The sequence below is a fragment of the Pseudomonas sp. KH_040 genome, assembly GCF_057839305.1.
In genome coordinates, this window is record NZ_CM174487.1 from 923,195 (window position 1) to 943,452 (window position 20,258).

19 protein-coding genes and 3 tRNA genes are annotated in these 20,258 nt (G+C 56.5%); 19 read left to right on the forward strand and 3 right to left on the reverse strand.

Going from position 1 to position 20,258, the window contains the following annotated elements:
- Positions 1-11: 11 nt before the first annotated feature.
- A complete protein-coding gene (locus AC3IUF_RS03965) occupies positions 12-416 on the forward strand; it encodes an MFS transporter (RefSeq protein ID WP_489280449.1) in 405 nt (134 codons plus the stop codon).
- A 9-nt stretch (positions 417-425) separates the two neighbouring features.
- Here AC3IUF_RS03965 and AC3IUF_RS03970 read toward each other — a convergent pair whose 3' ends face one another.
- Positions 426-734 (reverse strand): YhbY family RNA-binding protein, encoded by a 309-nt coding sequence (locus AC3IUF_RS03970; RefSeq protein WP_007915235.1) that lies wholly within the window; start codon positions 732-734, stop codon positions 426-428.
- Positions 735-835: 101 nt separating this feature from the next.
- On the opposite strand from AC3IUF_RS03970, the gene rlmE reads away from it, so the two are divergent.
- The 17 genes from rlmE (at position 836) to AC3IUF_RS04055 (ending at position 17,825) form a co-directional block, all read left to right on the forward strand.
- A complete protein-coding gene (rlmE, locus tag AC3IUF_RS03975; RefSeq protein WP_007915237.1) occupies positions 836-1,465 on the forward strand; it encodes a 23S rRNA (uridine(2552)-2'-O)-methyltransferase RlmE in 630 nt (209 codons plus the stop codon).
- A 202-nt stretch (positions 1,466-1,667) separates the two neighbouring features.
- Entirely contained in the window at positions 1,668-3,575 is a 1,908-nt protein-coding gene (gene ftsH, locus AC3IUF_RS03980; RefSeq protein WP_016986501.1) for an ATP-dependent zinc metalloprotease FtsH, read from the forward strand.
- An 8-nt stretch (positions 3,576-3,583) separates the two neighbouring features.
- Positions 3,584-4,435 carry a dihydropteroate synthase gene (gene folP / locus AC3IUF_RS03985; protein WP_007915246.1) on the forward strand — a complete coding sequence of 284 codons (852 nt, stop codon included), beginning with the start codon at positions 3,584-3,586 and terminating at the stop codon, positions 4,433-4,435.
- A 16-nt stretch (positions 4,436-4,451) separates the two neighbouring features.
- The gene (gene glmM, locus AC3IUF_RS03990) at positions 4,452-5,789 is read left to right on the forward strand and encodes a phosphoglucosamine mutase (RefSeq protein ID WP_489280451.1); all 1,338 of its coding nucleotides are present in this window, start codon (positions 4,452-4,454) and stop codon (positions 5,787-5,789) included.
- 65 nt (positions 5,790-5,854) lie between these two features.
- Complete coding sequence (tpiA, locus tag AC3IUF_RS03995; RefSeq protein WP_007915248.1) at positions 5,855-6,610, forward strand: triose-phosphate isomerase; 756 nt, start codon at positions 5,855-5,857, stop codon at positions 6,608-6,610.
- Between the two features lie 4 nt (positions 6,611-6,614).
- Positions 6,615-7,001 carry a preprotein translocase subunit SecG gene (secG, locus tag AC3IUF_RS04000; protein WP_016986497.1) on the forward strand — a complete coding sequence of 129 codons (387 nt, stop codon included), beginning with the start codon at positions 6,615-6,617 and terminating at the stop codon, positions 6,999-7,001.
- Positions 7,002-7,022: 21 nt separating this feature from the next.
- Positions 7,023-7,108: transfer RNA gene (locus tag AC3IUF_RS04005), tRNA-Leu, on the forward strand.
- Positions 7,109-7,205: 97 nt separating this feature from the next.
- Positions 7,206-7,282 (forward strand) — tRNA-Met (locus AC3IUF_RS04010).
- 139 nt (positions 7,283-7,421) lie between these two features.
- On the forward strand, positions 7,422-7,880 hold the full coding sequence (rimP, locus tag AC3IUF_RS04015) for a ribosome maturation factor RimP (protein WP_007915250.1): 459 nt from the start codon (positions 7,422-7,424) through the stop codon (positions 7,878-7,880).
- Positions 7,881-7,927: 47 nt separating this feature from the next.
- Positions 7,928-9,409: a transcription termination factor NusA gene (gene nusA, locus AC3IUF_RS04020; protein ID WP_007915252.1), complete on the forward strand. Its 1,482-nt coding sequence runs from the start codon at positions 7,928-7,930 to the stop codon at positions 9,407-9,409.
- A gap of 27 nt (positions 9,410-9,436) precedes the next feature.
- Positions 9,437-11,968, forward strand: coding sequence for a translation initiation factor IF-2 (gene infB, locus AC3IUF_RS04025; RefSeq protein WP_007915253.1), 2,532 nt, complete (start codon positions 9,437-9,439; stop codon positions 11,966-11,968).
- A gap of 160 nt (positions 11,969-12,128) precedes the next feature.
- Positions 12,129-12,530 carry a 30S ribosome-binding factor RbfA gene (rbfA, locus tag AC3IUF_RS04030; RefSeq protein WP_007915259.1) on the forward strand — a complete coding sequence of 134 codons (402 nt, stop codon included), beginning with the start codon at positions 12,129-12,131 and terminating at the stop codon, positions 12,528-12,530.
- A 4-nt stretch (positions 12,531-12,534) separates the two neighbouring features.
- Positions 12,535-13,452 (forward strand): tRNA pseudouridine(55) synthase TruB, encoded by a 918-nt coding sequence (gene truB, locus AC3IUF_RS04035; protein WP_007915261.1) that lies wholly within the window; start codon positions 12,535-12,537, stop codon positions 13,450-13,452.
- Positions 13,453-13,594: 142 nt separating this feature from the next.
- Entirely contained in the window at positions 13,595-13,864 is a 270-nt protein-coding gene (gene rpsO, locus AC3IUF_RS04040; RefSeq protein WP_003177875.1) for a 30S ribosomal protein S15, read from the forward strand.
- Positions 13,865-14,057: 193 nt separating this feature from the next.
- On the forward strand, positions 14,058-16,163 hold the full coding sequence (gene pnp / locus AC3IUF_RS04045) for a polyribonucleotide nucleotidyltransferase (protein ID WP_007915263.1): 2,106 nt from the start codon (positions 14,058-14,060) through the stop codon (positions 16,161-16,163).
- Positions 16,164-16,292: 129 nt separating this feature from the next.
- Positions 16,293-16,368, forward strand: a tRNA-Thr gene (locus tag AC3IUF_RS04050).
- Positions 16,369-16,679: 311 nt separating this feature from the next.
- The gene (locus tag AC3IUF_RS04055) at positions 16,680-17,825 is read left to right on the forward strand and encodes an acyltransferase family protein (RefSeq protein WP_081498747.1); all 1,146 of its coding nucleotides are present in this window, start codon (positions 16,680-16,682) and stop codon (positions 17,823-17,825) included.
- Positions 17,826-17,963: 138 nt separating this feature from the next.
- Here AC3IUF_RS04055 and AC3IUF_RS04060 read toward each other — a convergent pair whose 3' ends face one another.
- Positions 17,964-18,458, reverse strand: coding sequence for a hypothetical protein (locus tag AC3IUF_RS04060; RefSeq protein WP_489280454.1), 495 nt, complete (start codon positions 18,456-18,458; stop codon positions 17,964-17,966).
- Between the two features lie 275 nt (positions 18,459-18,733).
- On the opposite strand from AC3IUF_RS04060, the gene AC3IUF_RS04065 reads away from it, so the two are divergent.
- On the forward strand, positions 18,734-19,033 hold the full coding sequence (locus tag AC3IUF_RS04065; RefSeq protein ID WP_007915266.1) for a DUF6388 family protein: 300 nt from the start codon (positions 18,734-18,736) through the stop codon (positions 19,031-19,033).
- A 51-nt stretch (positions 19,034-19,084) separates the two neighbouring features.
- Here AC3IUF_RS04065 and nadC read toward each other — a convergent pair whose 3' ends face one another.
- A complete protein-coding gene (gene nadC, locus AC3IUF_RS04070) occupies positions 19,085-19,933 on the reverse strand; it encodes a carboxylating nicotinate-nucleotide diphosphorylase (RefSeq protein ID WP_007915269.1) in 849 nt (282 codons plus the stop codon).
- Between the last annotated feature and the right edge of the window lie 325 nt (positions 19,934-20,258).

Here is a 20,258-nt window from a genome sequence, read left to right on the forward strand (position 1 = left end):
ATGCGGGCGCCATGCTTTGGCAGCTGACTCAGATGCTCTGGGTCGGCGGTCTATGGCTGATTCATCTCGGTTTGCAGCCGGCGCTGGGCCAGATTGGCCTGGCACCGTTGCTGATCGATGAAGTCGCCAGTGCATTTGAAGTGCTGGTGGTGGAGTTTTCCGCCGCATGCGTTATTTTTCAGGCTTTGGTGCTGGTACAGGCCGAGGGCCTTGCCAGTCTATGGCGAGATTTTCGCGGACAGGTGCTGTTGATGGCGATGTACGCGTGTGCGATGTTTGTCGCAGTGCGTGTCGGCTGGCCGGATGCGCAGCGCTGGCAGGTATTCAGTTATCTGGTTCTGGGGTTTTCCGGGCTGGTGCTGGTGATGCAGCCTGTGCCGGGATGGAGTGGCAGGGTGCGCCAGGCACACCCTTGACCCCTTTCATCACTTGAAGCGATGAACGTTCGACAGCTGCTTGTTGACGCTGAAGTTCTTGCGGTAAATCAGTGCCATCTTGCCGATGACCTGCACCAGGTCCGCTTTGCCAACCTTGCACAGTTCTGCGATGTGCGCCAGGCGCGACTCGCGATCGAGGATGTTGAGCTTGATCTTGATCAGCTCGTGATCCGCCAAGGCGCGTTCAAGTTCGGCTAAAACACCTTCAGTCAAACCGTTGTCAGCCACCGTCAAAACCGGTTTCAGGTGGTGGCCAATGGATTTGTACTGTTTCTTCTGCTCTGGAGTGAGCGGCATAATCTGACCCTTTCGTCTGGATTCTGTAAAATGGCGGCCATTTTACCCGAGGGCTCGTGGATCCGCCCAATTAATCACGACCCTTATCAACGAGGTGCCCAATGGCGCGTTCCAAGACAAGCCTTGGTTGGCTGAAAAGACATGTCAATGATCCTTATGTGAAACAAGCACAGAAGGATGGCTACCGCTCGCGTGCGAGTTACAAGCTTCTGGAGATCCAGGAGAAATACAAGCTGATCCGTCCCGGCATGAGCGTGGTCGACCTGGGTGCAGCGCCCGGTGGCTGGTCGCAGGTCACCAGCCGGCTGATCGGTGGTCAGGGGCGTTTGATCGCCTCGGACATCCTGGAAATGGACAGCATTCCGGACGTGACCTTCATTCAGGGTGACTTCACCGAGGACGAAGTGCTCGGGCGGATCCTTGAAGCTGTGGGTAATTCGCAGGTGGACCTTGTGATTTCCGATATGGCCCCCAATATGAGTGGTACGCCTGAAGTGGATATGCCAAAAGCCATGTTCCTTTGCGAGTTGGCGCTTGATCTGGCTGAACGGATACTCAAGCCGGGTGGTAATTTCGTGATCAAGATTTTTCAGGGTGAAGGGTTTGATGTTTACCTGAAGGATGCTCGCAAGAAGTTCGACAAGATCCAGATGATCAAGCCGGACTCCTCTCGTGGCAGCTCCCGCGAGCAATACATGCTGGCTTGGGGTTATCGCGGGCGTAGCGAGTAAAACGAGGTTTTTGTGCGGGGTGATAGGTTTTTAGTATTTCGCCCGGCTAGCATTAACGAATATTGTGTAGAAAGTGTTTCACAAAGGGTTACAGACGGCGCCTGCCAGAGTCGTAGGTAATGTAGTAAGTTAGGCCGGTGAATATCATGCGAAGCGCGCGCCAGTAGCGGAGCTTGCTTCAGAGGGTAGTTAATTGAACGATATGGCAAAGAATCTGATCCTGTGGTTGATCATCGCGGCTGTCCTGGTGACGGTGATGAACAACTTCTCCAGCCCTAACGAGCCGCAGACCCTCAACTATTCCGACTTCATCCAGCAGGTCAAGGATGGCAAGGTCGAGCGCGTAGCCGTTGATGGTTATGTGATTACCGGCAAGCGTAACGACGGCGACAGCTTCAAGACCATTCGTCCGGCAATCCAGGACAATGGCCTGATCGGCGATCTGGTCGACAACCACGTTGTGGTTGAAGGCAAGCAGCCTGAGCAGCAAAGCATCTGGACCCAGTTGCTGGTAGCCAGCTTCCCGATCCTGGTGATCATCGCGGTGTTCATGTTCTTCATGCGCCAGATGCAGGGCGGTGCCGGCGGTAAGGGCGGACCGATGAGCTTCGGCAAGAGCAAGGCGCGCCTGCTCTCCGAAGATCAGGTGAAAACCACTCTGGCTGACGTTGCTGGTTGCGACGAAGCCAAAGAAGAAGTCGGCGAACTCGTTGAGTTCCTGCGTGATCCCGGCAAGTTCCAGCGTCTGGGTGGTCGCATTCCTCGTGGCGTGCTGATGGTCGGCCCTCCGGGTACCGGTAAAACCTTGCTGGCCAAGGCGATTGCCGGCGAAGCCAAGGTTCCGTTCTTCACCATTTCCGGTTCTGACTTCGTCGAGATGTTCGTCGGTGTCGGTGCCAGTCGTGTTCGTGACATGTTCGAGCAGGCGAAGAAGCACGCGCCTTGCATCATCTTCATCGACGAAATCGACGCCGTCGGTCGCCATCGTGGCGCCGGCATGGGTGGCGGTCACGACGAGCGCGAGCAGACCCTCAACCAATTGCTGGTTGAGATGGACGGCTTCGAGATGAATGACGGCATCATTGTTATCGCTGCAACCAACCGTCCAGACGTACTCGACCCTGCGCTGCTGCGTCCGGGCCGTTTCGACCGTCAGGTCGTGGTTGGTTTGCCGGATATCCGTGGTCGCGAGCAGATTCTCAAGGTTCACATGCGCAAGGTGCCAATGGGAGACGACGTCGCTCCGGCCGTAATCGCGCGTGGTACTCCGGGCTTCTCGGGTGCTGACCTGGCCAACCTGGTCAACGAAGCGTCGCTGTTTGCTGCGCGCAGCGGCAAACGCATCGTTGAAATGAAAGAATTCGAACTGGCCAAAGACAAGATCATGATGGGCGCCGAGCGCAAATCGATGGTCATGTCCGAGAAAGAAAAGCAGAACACCGCTTATCACGAAGCTGGCCATGCCATTGTTGGTCGCGTCGTCCCTGAGCATGATCCGGTCTACAAGGTGTCGATCATTCCGCGCGGTCGTGCGCTGGGTGTGACGATGTTCCTGCCGGAAGAAGACCGCTACAGCCTGTCCAAGCGCGCGCTGATCAGTCAGATCTGCTCGCTGTACGGCGGCCGTATTGCGGAAGAAATGACCTTGGGCTTCGACGGTGTGACTACCGGCGCTTCCAACGACATCATGCGTGCCAGTCAGATTGCGCGGAACATGGTGACCAAGTGGGGCTTGTCGGAAAAACTCGGTCCGTTGATGTATGCCGAGGAAGAGGGTGAAGTATTCCTCGGTCGTGGCGGTGGTGGGCAGGCTGCCAGCTTCTCCGGTGAGACAGCCAAGCTGATCGACTCCGAAGTGCGCAGCATCATTGATCAGTGCTACGGCACGGCCAAACAGATCCTCACGGATAACCGTGACAAGCTCGACGCCATGGCTGATGCCCTCATGAAGTATGAAACGATCGATGCTGAACAGATCGATGACATCATGGCAGGTCGTACACCTCGCGAGCCTCGCGACTGGTCGGGTGGCACAGGTACTCCGCCACCACCAGTGGTTCGGGACGAGCGTCCGGAAACACCGATTGGCGGTCCGGCTGCTGACGTTTAAGGTTTGAAATGACTTCTGTACAGTCCCTGACCCGGTTGCCTTGCGGCAACCGGGTTCTTGATTTGGCCCAGACGCATGTCATGGGCATTCTCAATGTCACCCCCGATTCTTTCTCCGACGGCGGCCAATACAGTCAGCTGGATGCGGCCTTGCGTCACGCCGAAGCTATGGTTGCAGCCGGTGCGACGCTGATTGATGTCGGTGGCGAATCTACGCGTCCCGGTGCGCGAGCTGTCTCTCCGCTTGAGGAGCTTGAGCGCGTCGCGCCGATCGTCGAGCTGATCAATCGCGAGCTTGATGTGATCATCTCGGTGGATACGTCTACTCCTGCCGTCATGCGCGAAACTGCGCGGTTGGGCGCCGGGCTGATCAACGACGTGCGCTCGCTGCAGCGCGATGGTGCGCTGGATGCGGCGGCAGCTACCGGTTTACCGGTGTGCCTCATGCATATGCTCGGTGAGCCCGGTGACATGCAGGACAATCCGCAGTATCAGGATGTCACGCGCGAAGTGGGCGAATTTCTCGCTGAGCGCATGGCACAGTGTGCGGCGGCAGGTATTCCTGCCGAGCGCATCATCCTCGATCCGGGTTTCGGTTTCGCCAAAACCCTGCAGCACAATCTAAGCTTGTTCAAGCACATGGAAGCCCTGCATGCGTTGGGTCGGCCGCTGCTTGTTGGTGTTTCTCGAAAAAGCATGATTGGCCACGCCCTGAATCGTCCTGTGGGCGAACGGCTGCACGGTGGATTGGCATTGGCGGCATTGGCATCGGTAAAAGGTGCGCGAATTTTGCGTGTCCATGACGTGGCGGAAACGGTAGACGTGGTGCGGATGATCGCGGCCGTGGAATCAGCCGAATAAGAATGATGGAGCACTTATGAGCAAGAAATACTTTGGTACTGACGGCATTCGTGGTCGAGTCGGTGAATACCCGATTACTCCTGACTTCATGCTCAAGCTCGGCTGGGCGGCCGGCATGGCCTTTCGCAAGATGGGCGCCTGCAAAGTGCTGGTCGGCAAGGACACGCGGATTTCCGGTTATATGTTTGAGTCGGCACTTGAAGCTGGTCTGACGTCGGCGGGAGCTGATGTGATGCTGCTAGGCCCGATGCCGACGCCGGCTATCGCATATCTGTCGCGCACCTTCCAGGCTGAGGCCGGTATCGTGATCAGTGCTTCGCACAATCCGCATGACGATAACGGCATCAAATTTTTCTCCGGTAAGGGCACAAAACTGCCGGATGAGCTGGAGTTGATGATCGAGGAATTGCTCGATACTCCGATGACCGTGGTCGAGTCGAGCAAAATCGGCAAGGTTTCGCGGATCAACGACGCATCGGGTCGCTACATCGAATTTTGCAAGAGCAGTGTGCCAACCGGTACCAGTTTCTCCGGCTTCAAAATCGTCATCGACTGTGCGCACGGCGCGACCTATAAAGTGGCTCCGAGTGTCTTCCGGGAGCTGGGTGCAGAAGTCGTCGTACTGTCGGCCCAGCCTAACGGTCTGAACATCAACGAGAATTGCGGCTCGACCCATATGGGGCAGCTGCAGGCGGCGGTACTGGCTGAACATGCTGATCTAGGTATTGCCTTTGATGGCGACGGTGATCGGGTTTTGATGGTCGATCACACGGGCGCCATCGTTGATGGCGACGAATTGTTGTTCATCATCGCTCGTGATCTGCATGAGCGTGGCAAATTGCAGGGCGGCGTGGTCGGTACATTGATGAGCAACCTGGGTCTGGAGTTGGCGCTGGCCGATCTTTCGATTCCGTTCATTCGTGCCAATGTCGGCGACCGCTACGTGATCGCCGAACTGCTTGAGCGCAATTGGCTGGTCGGTGGCGAGAATTCGGGGCATATCGTTTGCTTCAATCACACCACAACCGGTGATGCGATCATCGCAGCTTTGCAAGTGCTGATGGCACTGAAGGCCCGCAATGAAGGACTGGCGCAAACACGTCAGGCTTTGCGCAAGTGCCCTCAGGTGCTGATCAATGTGCGTTTCGGTGGTGGCGAAAGTCCGCTGGAACACCCGGCTGTCAAGGAAGCCAGTGCGCGCGTCACCCAGGCAATGGCAGGACGCGGACGCGTGCTTTTGCGCAAGTCCGGGACAGAGCCTCTGGTGCGCGTAATGGTCGAAGGCGAGGACGAAACCCAGGTTCGCAACTACGCCGAAGAGCTGGCAAAACTGGTAACTGAAGTTTCTGCCTGATTCGGCTTGCAAGCCATGATTGTGTTGGGTAACATCTGCGCCCACTTTGACCGACGAGGTACAGCATGCGTCGCCCTATGGTAGCTGGTAACTGGAAGATGCACGGTACCCGCGCCAGCGTCGCTGAGCTGATCAACGGCCTTCGTCATCTGGCCTTGCCAAGCGGTGTTGATGTCGCGGTATTCCCGCCTTGCTTGTATATCAATCAAGTGATTGATGGCTTGAAAGGCAAATCGATTTCGGTCGGTGCGCAGAATTCTGCGGTGGAAGCCATGCAAGGTGCATTGACCGGTGAAATTGCTCCGAGTCAGTTGGTGGATGCAGGTTGTTCCCTAGTACTTGTCGGGCACTCCGAACGCCGCCAGATAATGGGCGAGCGAGACGGTATGCTGAATCGCAAGTTCGCAGCGGCACAGGCATGCGGCTTGATTCCGGTGTTGTGCGTAGGGGAGACTCTCGAGCAGCGCGAAGCCGGGAAAACTCTTGAGGTTGTCGGGCGTCAGCTGGGCAGTATCATTGAGGAGCTGGGTGTAGGTGCCTTTGCCAAGGCAGTCATTGCTTACGAGCCTGTCTGGGCCATTGGTACCGGACTGACTGCAACGCCGCAACAGGCTCAGGATGTGCATAAAGCCATTCGCGAGCAGTTGGCGGCAGAGAATTCTGAAGTCGCACGAGGTGTGCGGCTTCTATACGGCGGCAGCGTGAAGGCGGCCAATGCGGTCGAACTGTTCGGCATGCCGGATATCGATGGGGGGCTCATTGGTGGAGCTTCCCTGAATGCAGATGAGTTCGGTGCGATCTGTCGCGCCGCGGGAAACTGAAAAAATGCTGGAAACAGTCGTAGTCGTTTTTCATCTGCTGGGTGCATTGGGCGTAGTTGCTCTGGTTTTGCTGCAGCAGGGTAAGGGTGCGGACGCTGGCGCGTCTTTCGGAGCAGGTGCTTCAAATACTGTGTTCGGAAGCCAAGGTTCCTCTACCTTTCTTAGTAAGTTTACTGCTATACTTGCCGCCGGTTTCTTCATAACCAGCTTGGGGTTAGGTTACTTTGCTAAAGAGAAGGCTCATCAGCTGACTCAGGCAGGTCTCCCAAATCCAGCAGTGTTGGAAGTGCCTAAGCAACAACAACCGGCTTCTGATGATGTCCCGGTGCTTCAAGAGCAAAAGTCGGCTACTCCAGCGACTGACGTACCTCCAGCTCAAGAGCAGAAGTAAGAAGGTTTCAAACGTAGTTTTGCCGAGGTGGTGGAATTGGTAGACACGCAACCTTGAGGTGGTTGTGCCCATAGGGTGTAGGGGTTCGAGTCCCCTTCTCGGTACCAATTAGTCAGGAGAGCCCGCTGTTGCGGGCTTTCTTGCAGGTGGAAGGTTACATTGACCCTATAAGGGATCGGTCGTATACTTCCGCCCCAGCTTTGTCGCGGGGTGGAGCAGTCTGGTAGCTCGTCGGGCTCATAACCCGAAGGTCGTCGGTTCAAATCCGGCCCCCGCAACCAGTTTAAGGAGCCCCTTTTAAGGGGCTTTTTGTTAGCTGGACACTTTCAACGCCGCTGTTCGACGGCGTTTCAAGGATGGGCGTTTCGCCCATTTTTTTATTTTGCAAAGCATGCACATATCATGCACTAGGGGGTTCAGGTGTCGAGCAAGCTAGAAGAGTTGCAGGCCTTGCTGGCCCCGGTGGTCGTGGCCCTGGGCTATGAATGCTGGGGTATCGAGTTTTCGGCTCAGGGTCGTCACTCGATGTTGCGCGTTTATATCGATAAAGAGGGCGGCGTGCTGGTGGACGATTGCGCCATTGTCAGCCGTCAGATCAGCGGTGTACTGGATGTTGAAGATCCTATCTCCGTTGAATACACCCTCGAAGTTTCCTCGCCTGGCATGGAGCGCCCACTGTTCACTCTTGAGCAGTTTGCAAAATTTGCCGGTGAACAAGTGAAGATCAAGCTGCGCTCGCCTTTTGAAGGTCGACGCAACTTTCAGGGCCTTCTGCGCGGTGTAGAAGAACAGGATGTCGTGGTGCAGGTAGATGACCATGAGTTCCTGTTGCCGATCGATATGATCGACAAGGCCAACATTATTCCCAGTTTTGACTGAGACGCGGATCCCGCGGATCCAATGGCTTGCGAAAGGCGAGGCGTACGATGAGCAAAGAAGTACTGCTGGTTGTTGAGTCGGTATCCAATGAAAAGGGCGTACCGGCAAGCGTGATTTTTGAAGCGCTGGAGCTGGCTCTGGCCACTGCTACCAAAAAGCGTTTTGAAGACGAAGTTGACCTGCGTGTGGAAATTAACCGCCACACCGGTTCTTACGAAACTTTCCGTCGCTGGACGGTCGTCGAAGAGAATGATCTCGACGATCCGGCCATCGAAACCTGGCCAACCAAGGTTGCTGAAACGCATCCAGGTGCCAAGGTTGGCGACGTCGTTGAAGAAAAGATCGAATCCATCGAGTTCGGCCGCATCGCTGCGCAGACTGCAAAGCAAGTCATCGTGCAGAAAGTTCGCGAAGCCGAGCGCGCTCAAGTGGTCGACGCTTATCGCGAGCGCCTGGGAGAAATCATCTCCGGCACCGTGAAAAAAGTCACCCGCGACAACGTGATCGTCGATCTGGGTAACAACGCTGAAGCGTTGCTGGCCCGTGAAGACATCATTTCTCGCGAAACTTTCCGTGTCGGCGTGCGTCTGCGTGCGCTGCTCAAGGAAATCCGCACCGAGAACCGCGGCCCGCAGCTGATCCTGTCGCGTACCGCGCCGGAAATGCTGATCGAGCTGTTCCGCATCGAAGTGCCGGAAATTGCCGAAGGCCTGATCGAAGTAATGGCAGCGTCCCGTGATCCGGGTTCGCGCGCCAAGATCGCCGTCCGCTCCAAGGACAAACGCATCGACCCGCAGGGCGCTTGCATCGGTATGCGCGGTTCGCGCGTCCAGGCAGTGTCGGGTGAGTTGGGCGGTGAGCGTGTTGATATCGTCCTCTGGGATGACAACCCGGCTCAGTTCGTGATCAACGCCATGTCCCCGGCTGAGGTTGCGGCAATTATCGTTGACGAAGATGCCCATGCAATGGACATCGCCGTTGGCGCAGACAATCTGGCTCAGGCCATCGGTCGCGGTGGTCAGAACGTGCGTCTGGCCAGCCAATTGACTGGCTGGACCCTGAACGTGATGACCGAATCGGACATCCAGGCTAAGCAGCAAGCAGAAACCGGCGACATCCTGCGCAACTTCATCGACGAGCTGGAAGTCGACGAAGACCTGGCACAGGTGCTGGTAGATGAAGGCTTCACCAGCCTGGAAGAGATTGCCTACGTACCGTTGGAAGAAATGCTCAACATCGACGGCTTTGACGAAGATACCGTCAACGAGCTTCGCGCTCGTGCCAAGGATCGTTTGTTGACCAAAGCCATCGCTACTGAGGAAAAGCTGGCAGACGCCCATCCGGCCGAAGACCTGCTCTCGCTTGAGGGTATGGACAAGGATTTGGCGATGGAACTGGCGGTGCGCGGCGTAATTACCCGCGAAGACCTGGCCGAGCAGTCTATTGACGACCTGCTCGACATCGACGGCATTGACGATGATCGTGCCGGCAAGTTGATCATGGCCGCCCGAGCCCACTGGTTCGAGTAATTAGGCGCGGCCTGAGGAGAGAAGTGCATGACGCAAGTCACGGTGAAACAACTGGCCGATGAGGTCAAAACACCGGTAGAGCGCCTGTTGCAGCAGATGCGTGAGGCAGGTCTGCCGCACACCGCCGCCGAAGAAAATGTGACTGACAGTGAGAAGCAGTCCCTGCTGACTCACTTGAAAAGCAGCCACAAGGCGAAAGTGGAAGAACCACGCAAGATCACGCTGCAGCGTAAAACCACCAGCACCCTGCGTGTGGCTGGTAGCAAAAGCATCAGCGTAGAAGTTCGCAAAAAGAAAGTTTTCGTACAGCGTAGCCCGGAAGAAATCGAAGCCGAACGCAAGCGTGAACTGGATGAGCGTCGCGCAGTAGAAAATGCTGCTCGTCAGAAGGCTGAAGAAGAAGCCAAGCAGCGCGCCGAAGAAGAAGCGCGCCGCCAGCCTGCTGCTGCGCAGACCGCTACCAGCGACGCCGTTGCGGCGCCGGCTGCAGCTGCCGAACCTGTTCGCGAAAGCGCGCCGGTGGTTGCCGCTGCTCCAGCTCCGTCTGCTGATGTTCGCAACAAGCAGAACGAACAGCGCCGTCCTGACAAGCCGCGTGCCGACGACAACAATCGTCGCAGCGGTGGTGGTGATGGCGAGCGCAAAAACGCTCCGCATCGCGCATCGGTCAAAGAAAAAGCGCCGGCTCCACGTGTGGCGCCACGCACTACCGACGAAGAAAGCGATGGCTTCCGTCGCGGTGGTCGCGGCAAGGCCAAGCTGAAGAAGCGCAACGCCCACGGTTTCCAGAGCCCAACCGGCCCTGTCGTGCGTGATGTGCAGATCGGCGAGACCATCACTGTTGGCGATCTCGCCAATCAGATGTCGGTCAAGGCTGCTGAAATCATCAAGTTCATGTTCAAACTGGGTACTCCAGCGACCATCAACCAAGTGCTTGATCAGGAAACTGCTCAACTGGTAGCCGAAGAACTGGGCCACAAAGTGACCCTGGTCAGCGACACCGCTCTGGAAGATTCCCTGGCCGAGTCCCTGAAGTTTGAAGGTGAGTCGTTCTCCCGTGCGCCAGTCGTGACCGTAATGGGCCACGTTGACCACGGTAAAACTTCCCTGCTCGACTACATCCGTCGTGCCAAGGTAGCTGCTGGCGAAGCCGGTGGTATCACCCAGCACATCGGTGCATACCACGTTGAAACCGAACGCGGCATGGTCACCTTCCTCGACACCCCGGGTCACGCCGCGTTTACCGCAATGCGTGCTCGTGGTGCCAAGGCGACCGACATCGTGATTCTGGTGGTTGCAGCGGACGACGGCGTGATGCCGCAGACCATTGAAGCTGTTCAGCACGCAGTAGCGGCTGGTGTTCCACTGGTTGTTGCAGTGAACAAAATCGACAAGCCGGGCGCCGATCTTGATCGCATCCGTAGCGAGCTGTCGGTTCACGGCGTGACTTCCGAAGAGTGGGGCGGTGATACGCCGTTCGTACCGGTGTCGGCGAAAGTCGGTACTGGCGTGGACGAGCTGCTTGAAGCCGTTCTGCTGCAAGCTGAAGTTCTCGAACTGAAAGCAACTCCATCGGCTCCTGGCCGTGGCGTTGTGGTTGAATCGCGTCTCGACAAAGGTCGTGGCCCGGTTGCAACCGTTCTGGTTCAAGACGGTACCCTGCGCCAAGGCGACATGGTCCTGGTCGGTTCGAACTATGGCCGTGTGCGTGCCATGCTCGACGAGAACGGCAAGCCAATCAAGGAAGCCGGTCCTTCCATCCCTGTCGAGATCCTCGGCCTGGACGGTACTCCGGACGCTGGCGACGAGATGAGCGTGGTTGCCGACGAGAAGAAAGCCCGTGAAGTGGCTCTGTTCCGTCAAGGCAAGTTCCGCGAAGTCAAATTGGCTCGCGCTCATGCTGGCAAGCTGGAAAACATCTTCGAAAACATGGGGCAGGCCGAGAAGAAGACGCTCAACATCGTCCTCAAGTCCGACGTCCGTGGTTCGCTGGAAGCGTTGAACGGTGCCTTGAATGGCCTGGGCAACGACGAAGTACAAGTGCGCGTAGTGGGCGGCGGCGTTGGTGGTATCACCGAGTCCGACGCTAACCTGGCACTGGCTTCCAACGCTGTACTGTTCGGCTTCAACGTGCGTGCCGATGCTGGCGCACGGAAGATCGTCGAGCAGGAAGGTCTGGACATGCGTTACTACAACGTGATCTACGACATCATCGAAGACGTCAAGAAAGCCCTGACCGGCATGCTCGGCAGCGATGTTCGCGAGAACATCCTGGGTGTGGCCGAAGTGCGTGACGTGTTCCGTTCGCCGAAGTTTGGCGCGATCGCTGGTTGCATGGTGATCGAAGGTGTTGTGCACCGTAACCGTCCGATCCGTGTACTGCGTGAAGACATCGTTATCTTCGAAGGCGAGCTGGAATCCCTGCGCCGCTTCAAGGATGACGCTTCCGAAGTACGTGCCGGCATGGAATGCGGTATCGGCGTGAAGAGCTACAACGACGTCAAAGTCGGCGACAAGATCGAAGTCTTCGAGAAGGTTCAGGTTGCTCGCAGCCTCTAACTCGCGCACTTCAGGAGCCGTGATGGTCGGCCGCACTCAACAGTGTGGCGCATCACCCGGACTCTAAACGCAACGCCCGGTCTGGCTTTTGTCAGGCCGGGCGTTTGCCGCTTTCAGACCTTGCGGGTTTCGCCGCGGGGCAGTAACAGGTAACAAAATCATGGCAAAAGAATACAGCCGTACCCAACGTATCGGCGATCAGATGCAGCGCGAGCTGGCTCAACTGATCCGTCGCGAAGTCAAAGACCCGCGCGTCGGCCTGGTCACCATTACCGCAGTAGAAGTCAGCCGTGACGTTGGTCACGCGAAGATCTTCATCACCGTGATGGGCCAGGACAACGCCGAAGATATCGCGCAAAGCATCAAGGTGCTGAATGCCGCCGCAGGTTTCCTGCGGATGCAACTGGCCCGTGAAATGAAACTGCGCAGCGTGCCGCAATTGCACTTCCACTACGACGAATCCGTTGTCCGTGGTGCGCACCTGTCGGCCCTGATCGAGCGTGCCGTGGCTGAAGACAATCAGCATCCGGTCGCTGCTGAACCTGAAGACACCAAGGAGTAATTCGGTGGCTCAGGTCAAACGTATCCGTCGTAACGTCAGCGGTATCATCTTGCTCGACAAGCCGTTGGGGTTCACTTCCAACGCCGCGTTGCAGAAGGTTCGCTGGCTGCTCAATGCCGAGAAGGCCGGTCACACCGGCAGCCTCGATCCATTGGCCACCGGTGTCTTGCCGTTGTGCTTTGGTGAGGCCACCAAGTTCTCGCAGTACCTGCTCGATTCCGACAAGGCTTATGAAACCCTGGCGCAGCTGGGCAAGACCACCACCACGGCGGATGCCGAAGGTGAAGTTTTGCAGGAGCGCCCGGTGACCGTTGGTCGCACCGATATCGAGGCAGCATTGCCGAAATTTCGTGGGCAAATCAGTCAGATACCGCCGATGTACTCGGCGCTCAAGCGTGATGGCCAGCCGCTGTACAAGTTGGCGCGTGCAGGCGAAGTAGTGGAGCGCGAACCGCGTTCTGTTACTATTGCGCGCTTGGAATTACTGGCCTTCGAAGGCGATACTGCGCGACTTGCGGTGGATTGCAGCAAAGGCACCTATATTCGCACCCTGGTGGAGGATATCGGTGAGCAACTCGGTTGTGGTGCGTACGTCGCTGAATTGCGCCGTACCCAGGCCGGGCCTTTCACCCTGGCGCAGACCGTGACCCTCGAAGAGCTTGAGGCGGTTCATGCCGAAGGCGGCAACGAAGCGGTTGATCGCTTCCTGATGCCATCGGACAGCGGCCTGCAGGATTGGCCACTGCTGCACTTCTCGGAAGCGAGCGCGTTCTACTGGCTCAACGGCCAGCCGGTGCGTGCCCCGGATGCTCCGAAGTTCGGCATGGTGCGGGTACAGGATCACAATGGTCGCTTCATCGGTATCGGTGAAGTGAGCGAAGACGGGCGCATTGCGCCACGTCGACTGATTCGGTCGGAATGACCGAAACCGGTCTGTGTCAAAGCAGGCTGGCGAGGGTGGCTGTCAACAGGCACGGTCACTACTCATTTATAGATACAGGGATTTGTCCCTGGCCTGTTGAAGTTGTTTCTTTGAAACAGCTTCCTGATAAAAGGATTGCCTCATGGCTCTCGACGTTCAAGAAAAAGCTCAAATCGTTGCTGACTACCAGCAAGCTGTTGGTGACACTGGTTCGCCAGAAGTGCAAGTTGCACTGCTGACCCACAACATCAACAAGCTGCAAGGTCACTTCAAGGCCAACGGTAAAGATCACCACTCCCGTCGTGGTCTGATCCGCATGGTAAACCAGCGTCGCAAGCTGCTGGACTACCTGAAAGGCAAGGATCTGGGTCGTTATCAGACTCTGATCGGTCGCCTGGGTCTGCGTCGCTAATCAGCGATTGCGCTATGAGGTTGGTTGTCTGTCGGACGTCTGCGGTTTACCGCCGACGGCTTGCAGGCTCCCAGCCTCAAGTTTTATCTGGATACACGTTTTACCCTGGACAGGCGTTGGGCCGATTCCCGACATTGCCCAAGAATTCGCAAGAAACCAGTTCCCCCAAGAGCCACAAAGAAGGTAGGACACCGTGAACCCGGTAATCAAAAAATTCCAGTTCGGTCAATCGACCGTTACCCTCGAGACTGGCCGTATCGCCCGTCAGGCCTCCGGCGCAGTATTGGTCACCGTTGACGACGACGTCAGCGTATTGGTGACTGTAGTCGGTGCAAAACAAGCCGATCCAGGCAAGGGCTTCTTCCCTCTGTCGGTTCACTACCAGGAAAAGACTTACGCTGCCGGTAAGATCCCTGGCGGTTTCTTCAAGCGTGAAGGCCGTCCTTCCGAGAAAGAAACCCTGACTTCCCGACTGATCGACCGTCCGATCCGTCCGCTGTTCCCAGAAGGCTTCATGAACGAAGTGCAGGTTGTCTGCACCGTCGTTTCCACCAGCAAAAAGACCGATCCGGACATCGCTGCGATGATCGGTACCTCGGCTGCCCTGGCCATCTCGGGCATTCCGTTCGACGGCCCGATCGGCGCCGCTCGCGTAGCTTTCCACGAAAGCACCGGCTACCTGCTGAACCCGACTTACGAGCAGCAAGCTGCTTCGAGCCTGGACATGGTCGTTGCCGGTACTTCCGACGCCGTACTGATGGTTGAATCGGAAGCCAAAGAGCTGACCGAAGACCAGATGCTGGGCGCGGTACTGTTTGCTCACGACGAGTTCCAGGTTGTGATCAACGCGGTTAAAGAACTGGCTGCCGAAGCTGCCAAGCCAACCTGGACCTGGGCTCCTGCGCCAGAAGCCACCGAACTGCTGGGCGCTATCCGTGCCGAGTTCGGCGAGGCGATCTCCCAGGCTTACACCATCACCGTCAAGGCCGACCGTTATGCGCGTCTGGGCGAGCTGAAGGATCAAGTCGTTGCCAAGCTGTCCGGTGAAGAAGGCCAGCCTTCTTCCAGCGAAGTCAAAGCCGCTTTCGGCGAAATCGAATACCGCACCGTTCGCGAAAACATCGTTAACGGCAAGCCACGTATCGACGGTCGCGACACCAAAACCGTACGTCCGCTGAACATCGAAGTCGGCGTTCTGCCGAAGACTCACGGTTCGGCGCTGTTCACCCGTGGTGAAACCCAGGCTCTGGTAGTCGCGACTCTGGGCACCGCCCGTGACGCACAGCTGCTGGACACCCTGGAAGGCGAGAAAAAAGACCCGTTCATGCTGCACTACAACTTCCCTCCGTTCTCGGTGGGCGAGTGTGGTCGCATGGGTGGCGCTGGTCGTCGTGAAATCGGTCACGGCCGTCTGGCCCGTCGTTCGGTTTCGGCCATGCTGCCAGCCGCTGACGTGTTCCCGTACACCATCCGCGTGGTTTCGGAAATCACCGAATCCAACGGTTCGAGCTCGATGGCTTCCGTTTGCGGCGCTTCCCTGGCCCTGATGGACGCTGGTGTGCCGATGAAGGCGCCGGTTGCCGGTATCGCCATGGGTCTGGTTAAAGAAGGCGAGAAATTTGCCGTCCTGACCGACATCCTCGGTGACGAAGACCACCTGGGCGACATGGACTTCAAAGTAGCCGGTACCGCCAAAGGCGTTACTGCGCTGCAGATGGACATCAAGATCAAGGGCATCACCGAAGAAATCATGGAGATCGCTCTGGGCCAAGCCCTGGAAGCGCGCCTGAATATCCTCGGTCAGATGAACCAGATCATCGGCCAGTCGCGTACCGAACTGTCGGCCAACGCTCCGACCATGATCGCGATGAAAATCGACACCGACAAGATCCGTGACGTTATCGGTAAAGGTGGCGCGACCATCCGTGCGATCTGCGAAGAAACCAAGGCTTCGATCGACATCGAAGACGACGGTTCGATCAAGATCTTCGGTGAAACCAAGGAAGCTGCTGAAGCTGCACGTCAGCGCGTTCTGGGTATTACCGCTGAAGCCGAGATCGGCAAGATCTACGTCGGTAAAGTTGAGCGCATCGTCGACTTCGGCGCATTCGTCAACATCCTGCCGGGCAAGGACGGTCTGGTGCACATTTCGATGCTGAGCGACGCTCGCGTAGAGAAAGTGACCGACATCCTGAAAGAAGGCCAGGAAGTGGAAGTGCTGGTACTGGACGTGGACAACCGCGGCCGTATCAAGCTGTCCATCAAAGACGTGGCAGCGGCCAAGGCTTCGGGCGTTTAATCAGCCCAAAGCGTTAGCGCAATAAAAATGCCCCGCCGTGAAAACGGTGGGGCATTTTTTTGTCTGTGAAATACCCGGACATTCTGCGAAGTTGCCGGACTTCAAGACCGGTGCTAGGTTTAGCCCACCGCCCGTGTAGCTCAGCCGGTAGAGCAGCGCACTCGTAACGCGAAGGTCGCAGGTTCGATTCCTGTCTCGGGCACCACATCAACGTTCTTCGGCGTTCGGCAACTTTCACACCATCATTCCTATGCCGTCGCCACCAATATCACCAAGTCCTGGTTCTTCAGATTCCATCGGCATGGCAAGTGGCGCCGTATGTCGCTAGGCATTTACCAGGAAATTACCTTAAGGAAGCCCGCGACCTGCAAAATCGCGCCTGGGCGCTAGAGCCAACGGCACAGCCTAATCGCTAAACGGTTGGTCCCAGGCAGGCACCTGTTCGCGTAGTGACCAGTGGCCAGATGCAATCGTGATAGTATCCCGAAAATTTCAGTCGACAGGGTATGTCACAAAATGAGCACAAGACAGATTGGAGGGCTAACGGCCCTCCGATTTTTTGCGGCATTCGCGATTCTTATTCACCACGCCAAAGGGAATTTTTTTCCACCGGAATTTCTGGCAGGACTTCCGCTTGATGCTGGGGTGACTTTTTTCTTCGTGTTGTCCGGTTTTATTCTTTCTCACGTTTATTCGGAAAAAGGAATTCGCGGAGGACTGTCGAGGTTTTATGTTGCTCGGTTTGCACGGCTTTGGCCAGCACATGCATTTTGCACATTGATGCTACTGGCCTGCATTCCCTATCAGCGCGAGTTGTTAGAGTCAGCCAGTAACGTCTATACACTGATTCTGAACTTGTTGATGCTGCACGCAGCAGTTCCAATTCCTGATGTCTACTTCTCGTTCAACGCTGTCTCTTGGAGTATTTCCACAGAGATATTCTTTTACATGGCGTTCCCGCTGTTGCTGCTGTGGTTCTCCAGCACGCCAGTGTTGAAGCTTTGTGCGGCAATAGCTTTTGGCGGGTTGTTCGCGTATGCGCTGGACGCGCTCGGCGTTGTCTATTACGCCGCAGATAAACTTAATCAGATTTCATCGCACGGTTTGGTTTACATCAGTCCGGTTAGTCGAATTCAAGAGTTCATGCTTGGCATTGTTTGTCAGCGGCTTTTGTCTGGTGCACAACTGGATGCAGTCAAGAAAGGTCCGGCTACTGTTCTAGAAATTCTGGCAATTCTGTCGATTATCTTTGTTACACCATTCCTAAGCTCTTCAGCGTCTGTGATCGTTGGGGCTTCGCATATTGCGTTATCTGAGTTTTTTCGGCATTCATCGATGGCGTTGCTCTTTGCCGCCGTCATCACATGCTTCTATATGGACAAAGGTATCGTGTCGCGCGCCTTGTCGTGGCGGCCCCTAGTGTTCCTTGGCGAAATCAGTTTCTCTGTTTACTTGATTCACCAAGTCGTAATCCGTCTGACGACACAGGAACAGTTACTGTCTGACTACGGCCCCTACACTCGGTTTTGGTTTGTAGCGATCACGTCCATCGCCTGTGCGGCGCTCATCTGGAAGTTCGTAGAGAAACCGTGCCAGAAGGGGATCATGCGGTTCTACGATTTAACTCGCCCGAAGCTCAAACCGTCCGAGTCTGTCAATTGAGCCGCTGGCCCTCGCAAGGAGGGCCAGCACTTCACAAAAAGTACATCGTTTAGCCAGAAGAAAATCTCAGCTCTATTTATTCAGGATAGTGCTGGGGTTTTCCGTCTGGGTTGGGGTCCTGTCTCAACACCATTTTCTCTACTTTACCTTGCGGCTCAGATCCTCGACGGTACGTTTGAGCTGATCCATCGCCCGATCCTGATCGTTGATTTTCTGCTTCAGATTCGAAATCTCGCTGCTGTTCGAGTTGGAACTGGAGCCACTGTTGCGCTTGAGGTCTTCGACCTGACGACCTAGCGTGTCCAGTTCACGGTCCTGGTCTTTGACCTTGTTTTTCAGATCATCGATTTCCTTGCCGCTGGAGCTGGAGTTCGAACCGTTGCTGCGTTTGAGCTCTTCGATCTGCCGCGACTGGTCACTGATCGTGTCGCGCATTTTTTGCAGTTCGTCGACGCTGATGTCGCTTCTGATGACGACATCTTTGCCGTAATCGTTGTGAATCAGGGCAACCTTGTCGCCGTAGGAGGAACTGCTACTGCTCAACTCGACAGCCATTGTGTTTGCAGGCAGGGCCAGAACAGCCATCAGCGCGGTAGCGGGCACAACAGAGAGAATCTTCGAAAAGCTGCGCATCACTGGTTTTCCTTGTGAACAGCGGAGACGTGCCGAAGTGGCACATCGCTATGACTCGAAATCCGCATTTATGTTCCGCAGGTCAACTTTTTGTGCGAGAGATGTAAAGAGCCGTGTAATTCGTCATGCAAACGTCCTATATTCAGTGCCTGCATGAGCATCGCCCAGCAGTTTTCAGATGATCCCGAATGGTTCCGAAGGCCGGAAAAATCCGCGTCAGAGAGATCCTTGATGATCCAGATCCATCCTCCATTCTTACGATCAGCGAGAACGCCATGACCGAACTAACTCAAGAGCAACGTCACGAACAAGCGCTGGAAAAGTACAAGCTTGATGCGCCCCAGCTGCTGGAAGAGATCAAGGATCTCAGTTCCGACGATCAGAAAGACCAGATTCAGTGGGCATTCGAAGACGAAGCCGAAGCCCAGGGCCTGCAGCCGTGGGAGCTGACACTCAAGTACACGAGCACGCCGCAGGAGTTCGAGGCACAGCGCCTTGTGCTGCACAAAGAGGCGGCCGAAGTGCTGGGTGTCGAGTGGGACGAGTACTGCGAGATGAATAATCTGGTGGTCTGAAACAAAAACGCCAGCCTCAACCGGGCTGGCGTTTTTTATTGCGTGAATCCTTCAGAGGCTCAAGCGCATCGACAGGTCCACCGCTTTGACATCCTTGGTCATCGCGCCGATCGAGATGTAGTCCACCCCGGTTTCGGCGATCGGCAGCAGTGTGCTTTCGTTGATGCCGCCGCTGGCTTCCAGTTTCGCCTTGCCGCCGTTCAGGCGCACGGCTTCGCGCATGTCATCCAGGCTCAGTTCGTCGAGCATGATGATGTCGGCGCCGGCGGCCAGTGCCTCTTTCAGCTCCTCCAGACTTTCCACTTCGACTTCCACCGGTTTGCCCGGCGCAATCTTGTGCGCGGCGGCAATGGCCTGCGGGATGCCACCGCTGGCGGCGATGTGGTTTTCCTTGATCAGGAACGCGTCGTACAGACCGATGCGATGGTTGTGGCAGCCACCGCAGGTCACCGCGTATTTCTGCGCCAGCCGCAGGCCTGGCAGGGTTTTTCGGGTGTCGAGCAACTTGACCTGAGTGGTGCCGACGAAATCGGCCAGGTACTGCGCGCGTGTGGCCACACCGGACAGCAGTTGCAGGAAGTTCAGCGCACTGCGTTCACCGGTCAGCAGCGAACGGGCCGGGCCTTCCAGATGAAATAGCGGTTGATTGGGCTTTACCCGCTCGCCATCGATCACTTGCCAGTGCACCGCGACCCGCGGATCAAGCTGGCGAAACACTGCATCGACCCAAGCGGTGCCGCAGATGACAGCTGCGTCGCGAGTGATGATGGTGGCTTTGGCCAGACGTTCGGCCGGGATCAGTTGCGCGGTAATGTCGCCGCTGCCGATGTCTTCGAGCAACGCACGGCGCACGTTGGCTTCGATTTCGGCGGTCAAATCGGCGAGACGTAGATTCGGCATAACGGGCTCCACAAACAAAGTGGTTCGATTATAGGGGCATGGCGCGAGCCAACCCAAGGCGAGAACGCGCGTGCCAGCCTGCATCCGGTCGATTTTCTTTGAGCAAAACCGGCCAGGCGTGGTCACTGAAAGGGGCGGTATAGGGGAAACCCTGACGGCTATGGCGCCGGGTGCAAGTTATGAAAGATAATTCGCCTTGCATTTGACGTCATAGCTTTGACGTGCAGAGCGGCCAAAGTTGTTGAGACCTGTGGGAGCGAGCTTGCTCGCGAAAGCGCAGTGTCAGTCACCAACAATGTCACTGACAGATCGCCTTCGCGAGCAA

What these genes read in the sequence shown, in the direction of transcription:
- rbfA (WP_007915259.1), top strand. Translation starts at nt 12,129, where the DNA reads ATGGCAAAAGAATACAGCCGTACCCAACGTATCGGCGATCAGATGCAG.
- rpsO (WP_003177875.1), top strand. Translation starts at nt 13,595, where the DNA reads ATGGCTCTCGACGTTCAAGAAAAAGCTCAAATCGTTGCTGACTACCAG.
- AC3IUF_RS04065 (WP_007915266.1), top strand. Translation starts at nt 18,734, where the DNA reads ATGACCGAACTAACTCAAGAGCAACGTCACGAACAAGCGCTGGAAAAG.
- rlmE (WP_007915237.1), top strand. Translation starts at nt 836, where the DNA reads ATGGCGCGTTCCAAGACAAGCCTTGGTTGGCTGAAAAGACATGTCAAT.
- infB (WP_007915253.1), top strand. Translation starts at nt 9,437, where the DNA reads ATGACGCAAGTCACGGTGAAACAACTGGCCGATGAGGTCAAAACACCG.
- secG (WP_016986497.1), top strand. Translation starts at nt 6,615, where the DNA reads ATGCTGGAAACAGTCGTAGTCGTTTTTCATCTGCTGGGTGCATTGGGC.
- nadC (WP_007915269.1), bottom strand. Translation starts at nt 19,933, where the DNA reads ATGCCGAATCTACGTCTCGCCGATTTGACCGCCGAAATCGAAGCCAAC.
- nusA (WP_007915252.1), top strand. Translation starts at nt 7,928, where the DNA reads ATGAGCAAAGAAGTACTGCTGGTTGTTGAGTCGGTATCCAATGAAAAG.
- ftsH (WP_016986501.1), top strand. Translation starts at nt 1,668, where the DNA reads ATGGCAAAGAATCTGATCCTGTGGTTGATCATCGCGGCTGTCCTGGTG.
- AC3IUF_RS04060 (WP_489280454.1), bottom strand. Translation starts at nt 18,458, where the DNA reads ATGCGCAGCTTTTCGAAGATTCTCTCTGTTGTGCCCGCTACCGCGCTG.
- glmM (WP_489280451.1), top strand. Translation starts at nt 4,452, where the DNA reads ATGAGCAAGAAATACTTTGGTACTGACGGCATTCGTGGTCGAGTCGGT.
- AC3IUF_RS03965 (WP_489280449.1), top strand. Translation starts at nt 12, where the DNA reads ATGCTTTGGCAGCTGACTCAGATGCTCTGGGTCGGCGGTCTATGGCTG.
- AC3IUF_RS03970 (WP_007915235.1), bottom strand. Translation starts at nt 734, where the DNA reads ATGCCGCTCACTCCAGAGCAGAAGAAACAGTACAAATCCATTGGCCAC.
- folP (WP_007915246.1), top strand. Translation starts at nt 3,584, where the DNA reads ATGACTTCTGTACAGTCCCTGACCCGGTTGCCTTGCGGCAACCGGGTT.
- tpiA (WP_007915248.1), top strand. Translation starts at nt 5,855, where the DNA reads ATGCGTCGCCCTATGGTAGCTGGTAACTGGAAGATGCACGGTACCCGC.
- AC3IUF_RS04055 (WP_081498747.1), top strand. Translation starts at nt 16,680, where the DNA reads ATGAGCACAAGACAGATTGGAGGGCTAACGGCCCTCCGATTTTTTGCG.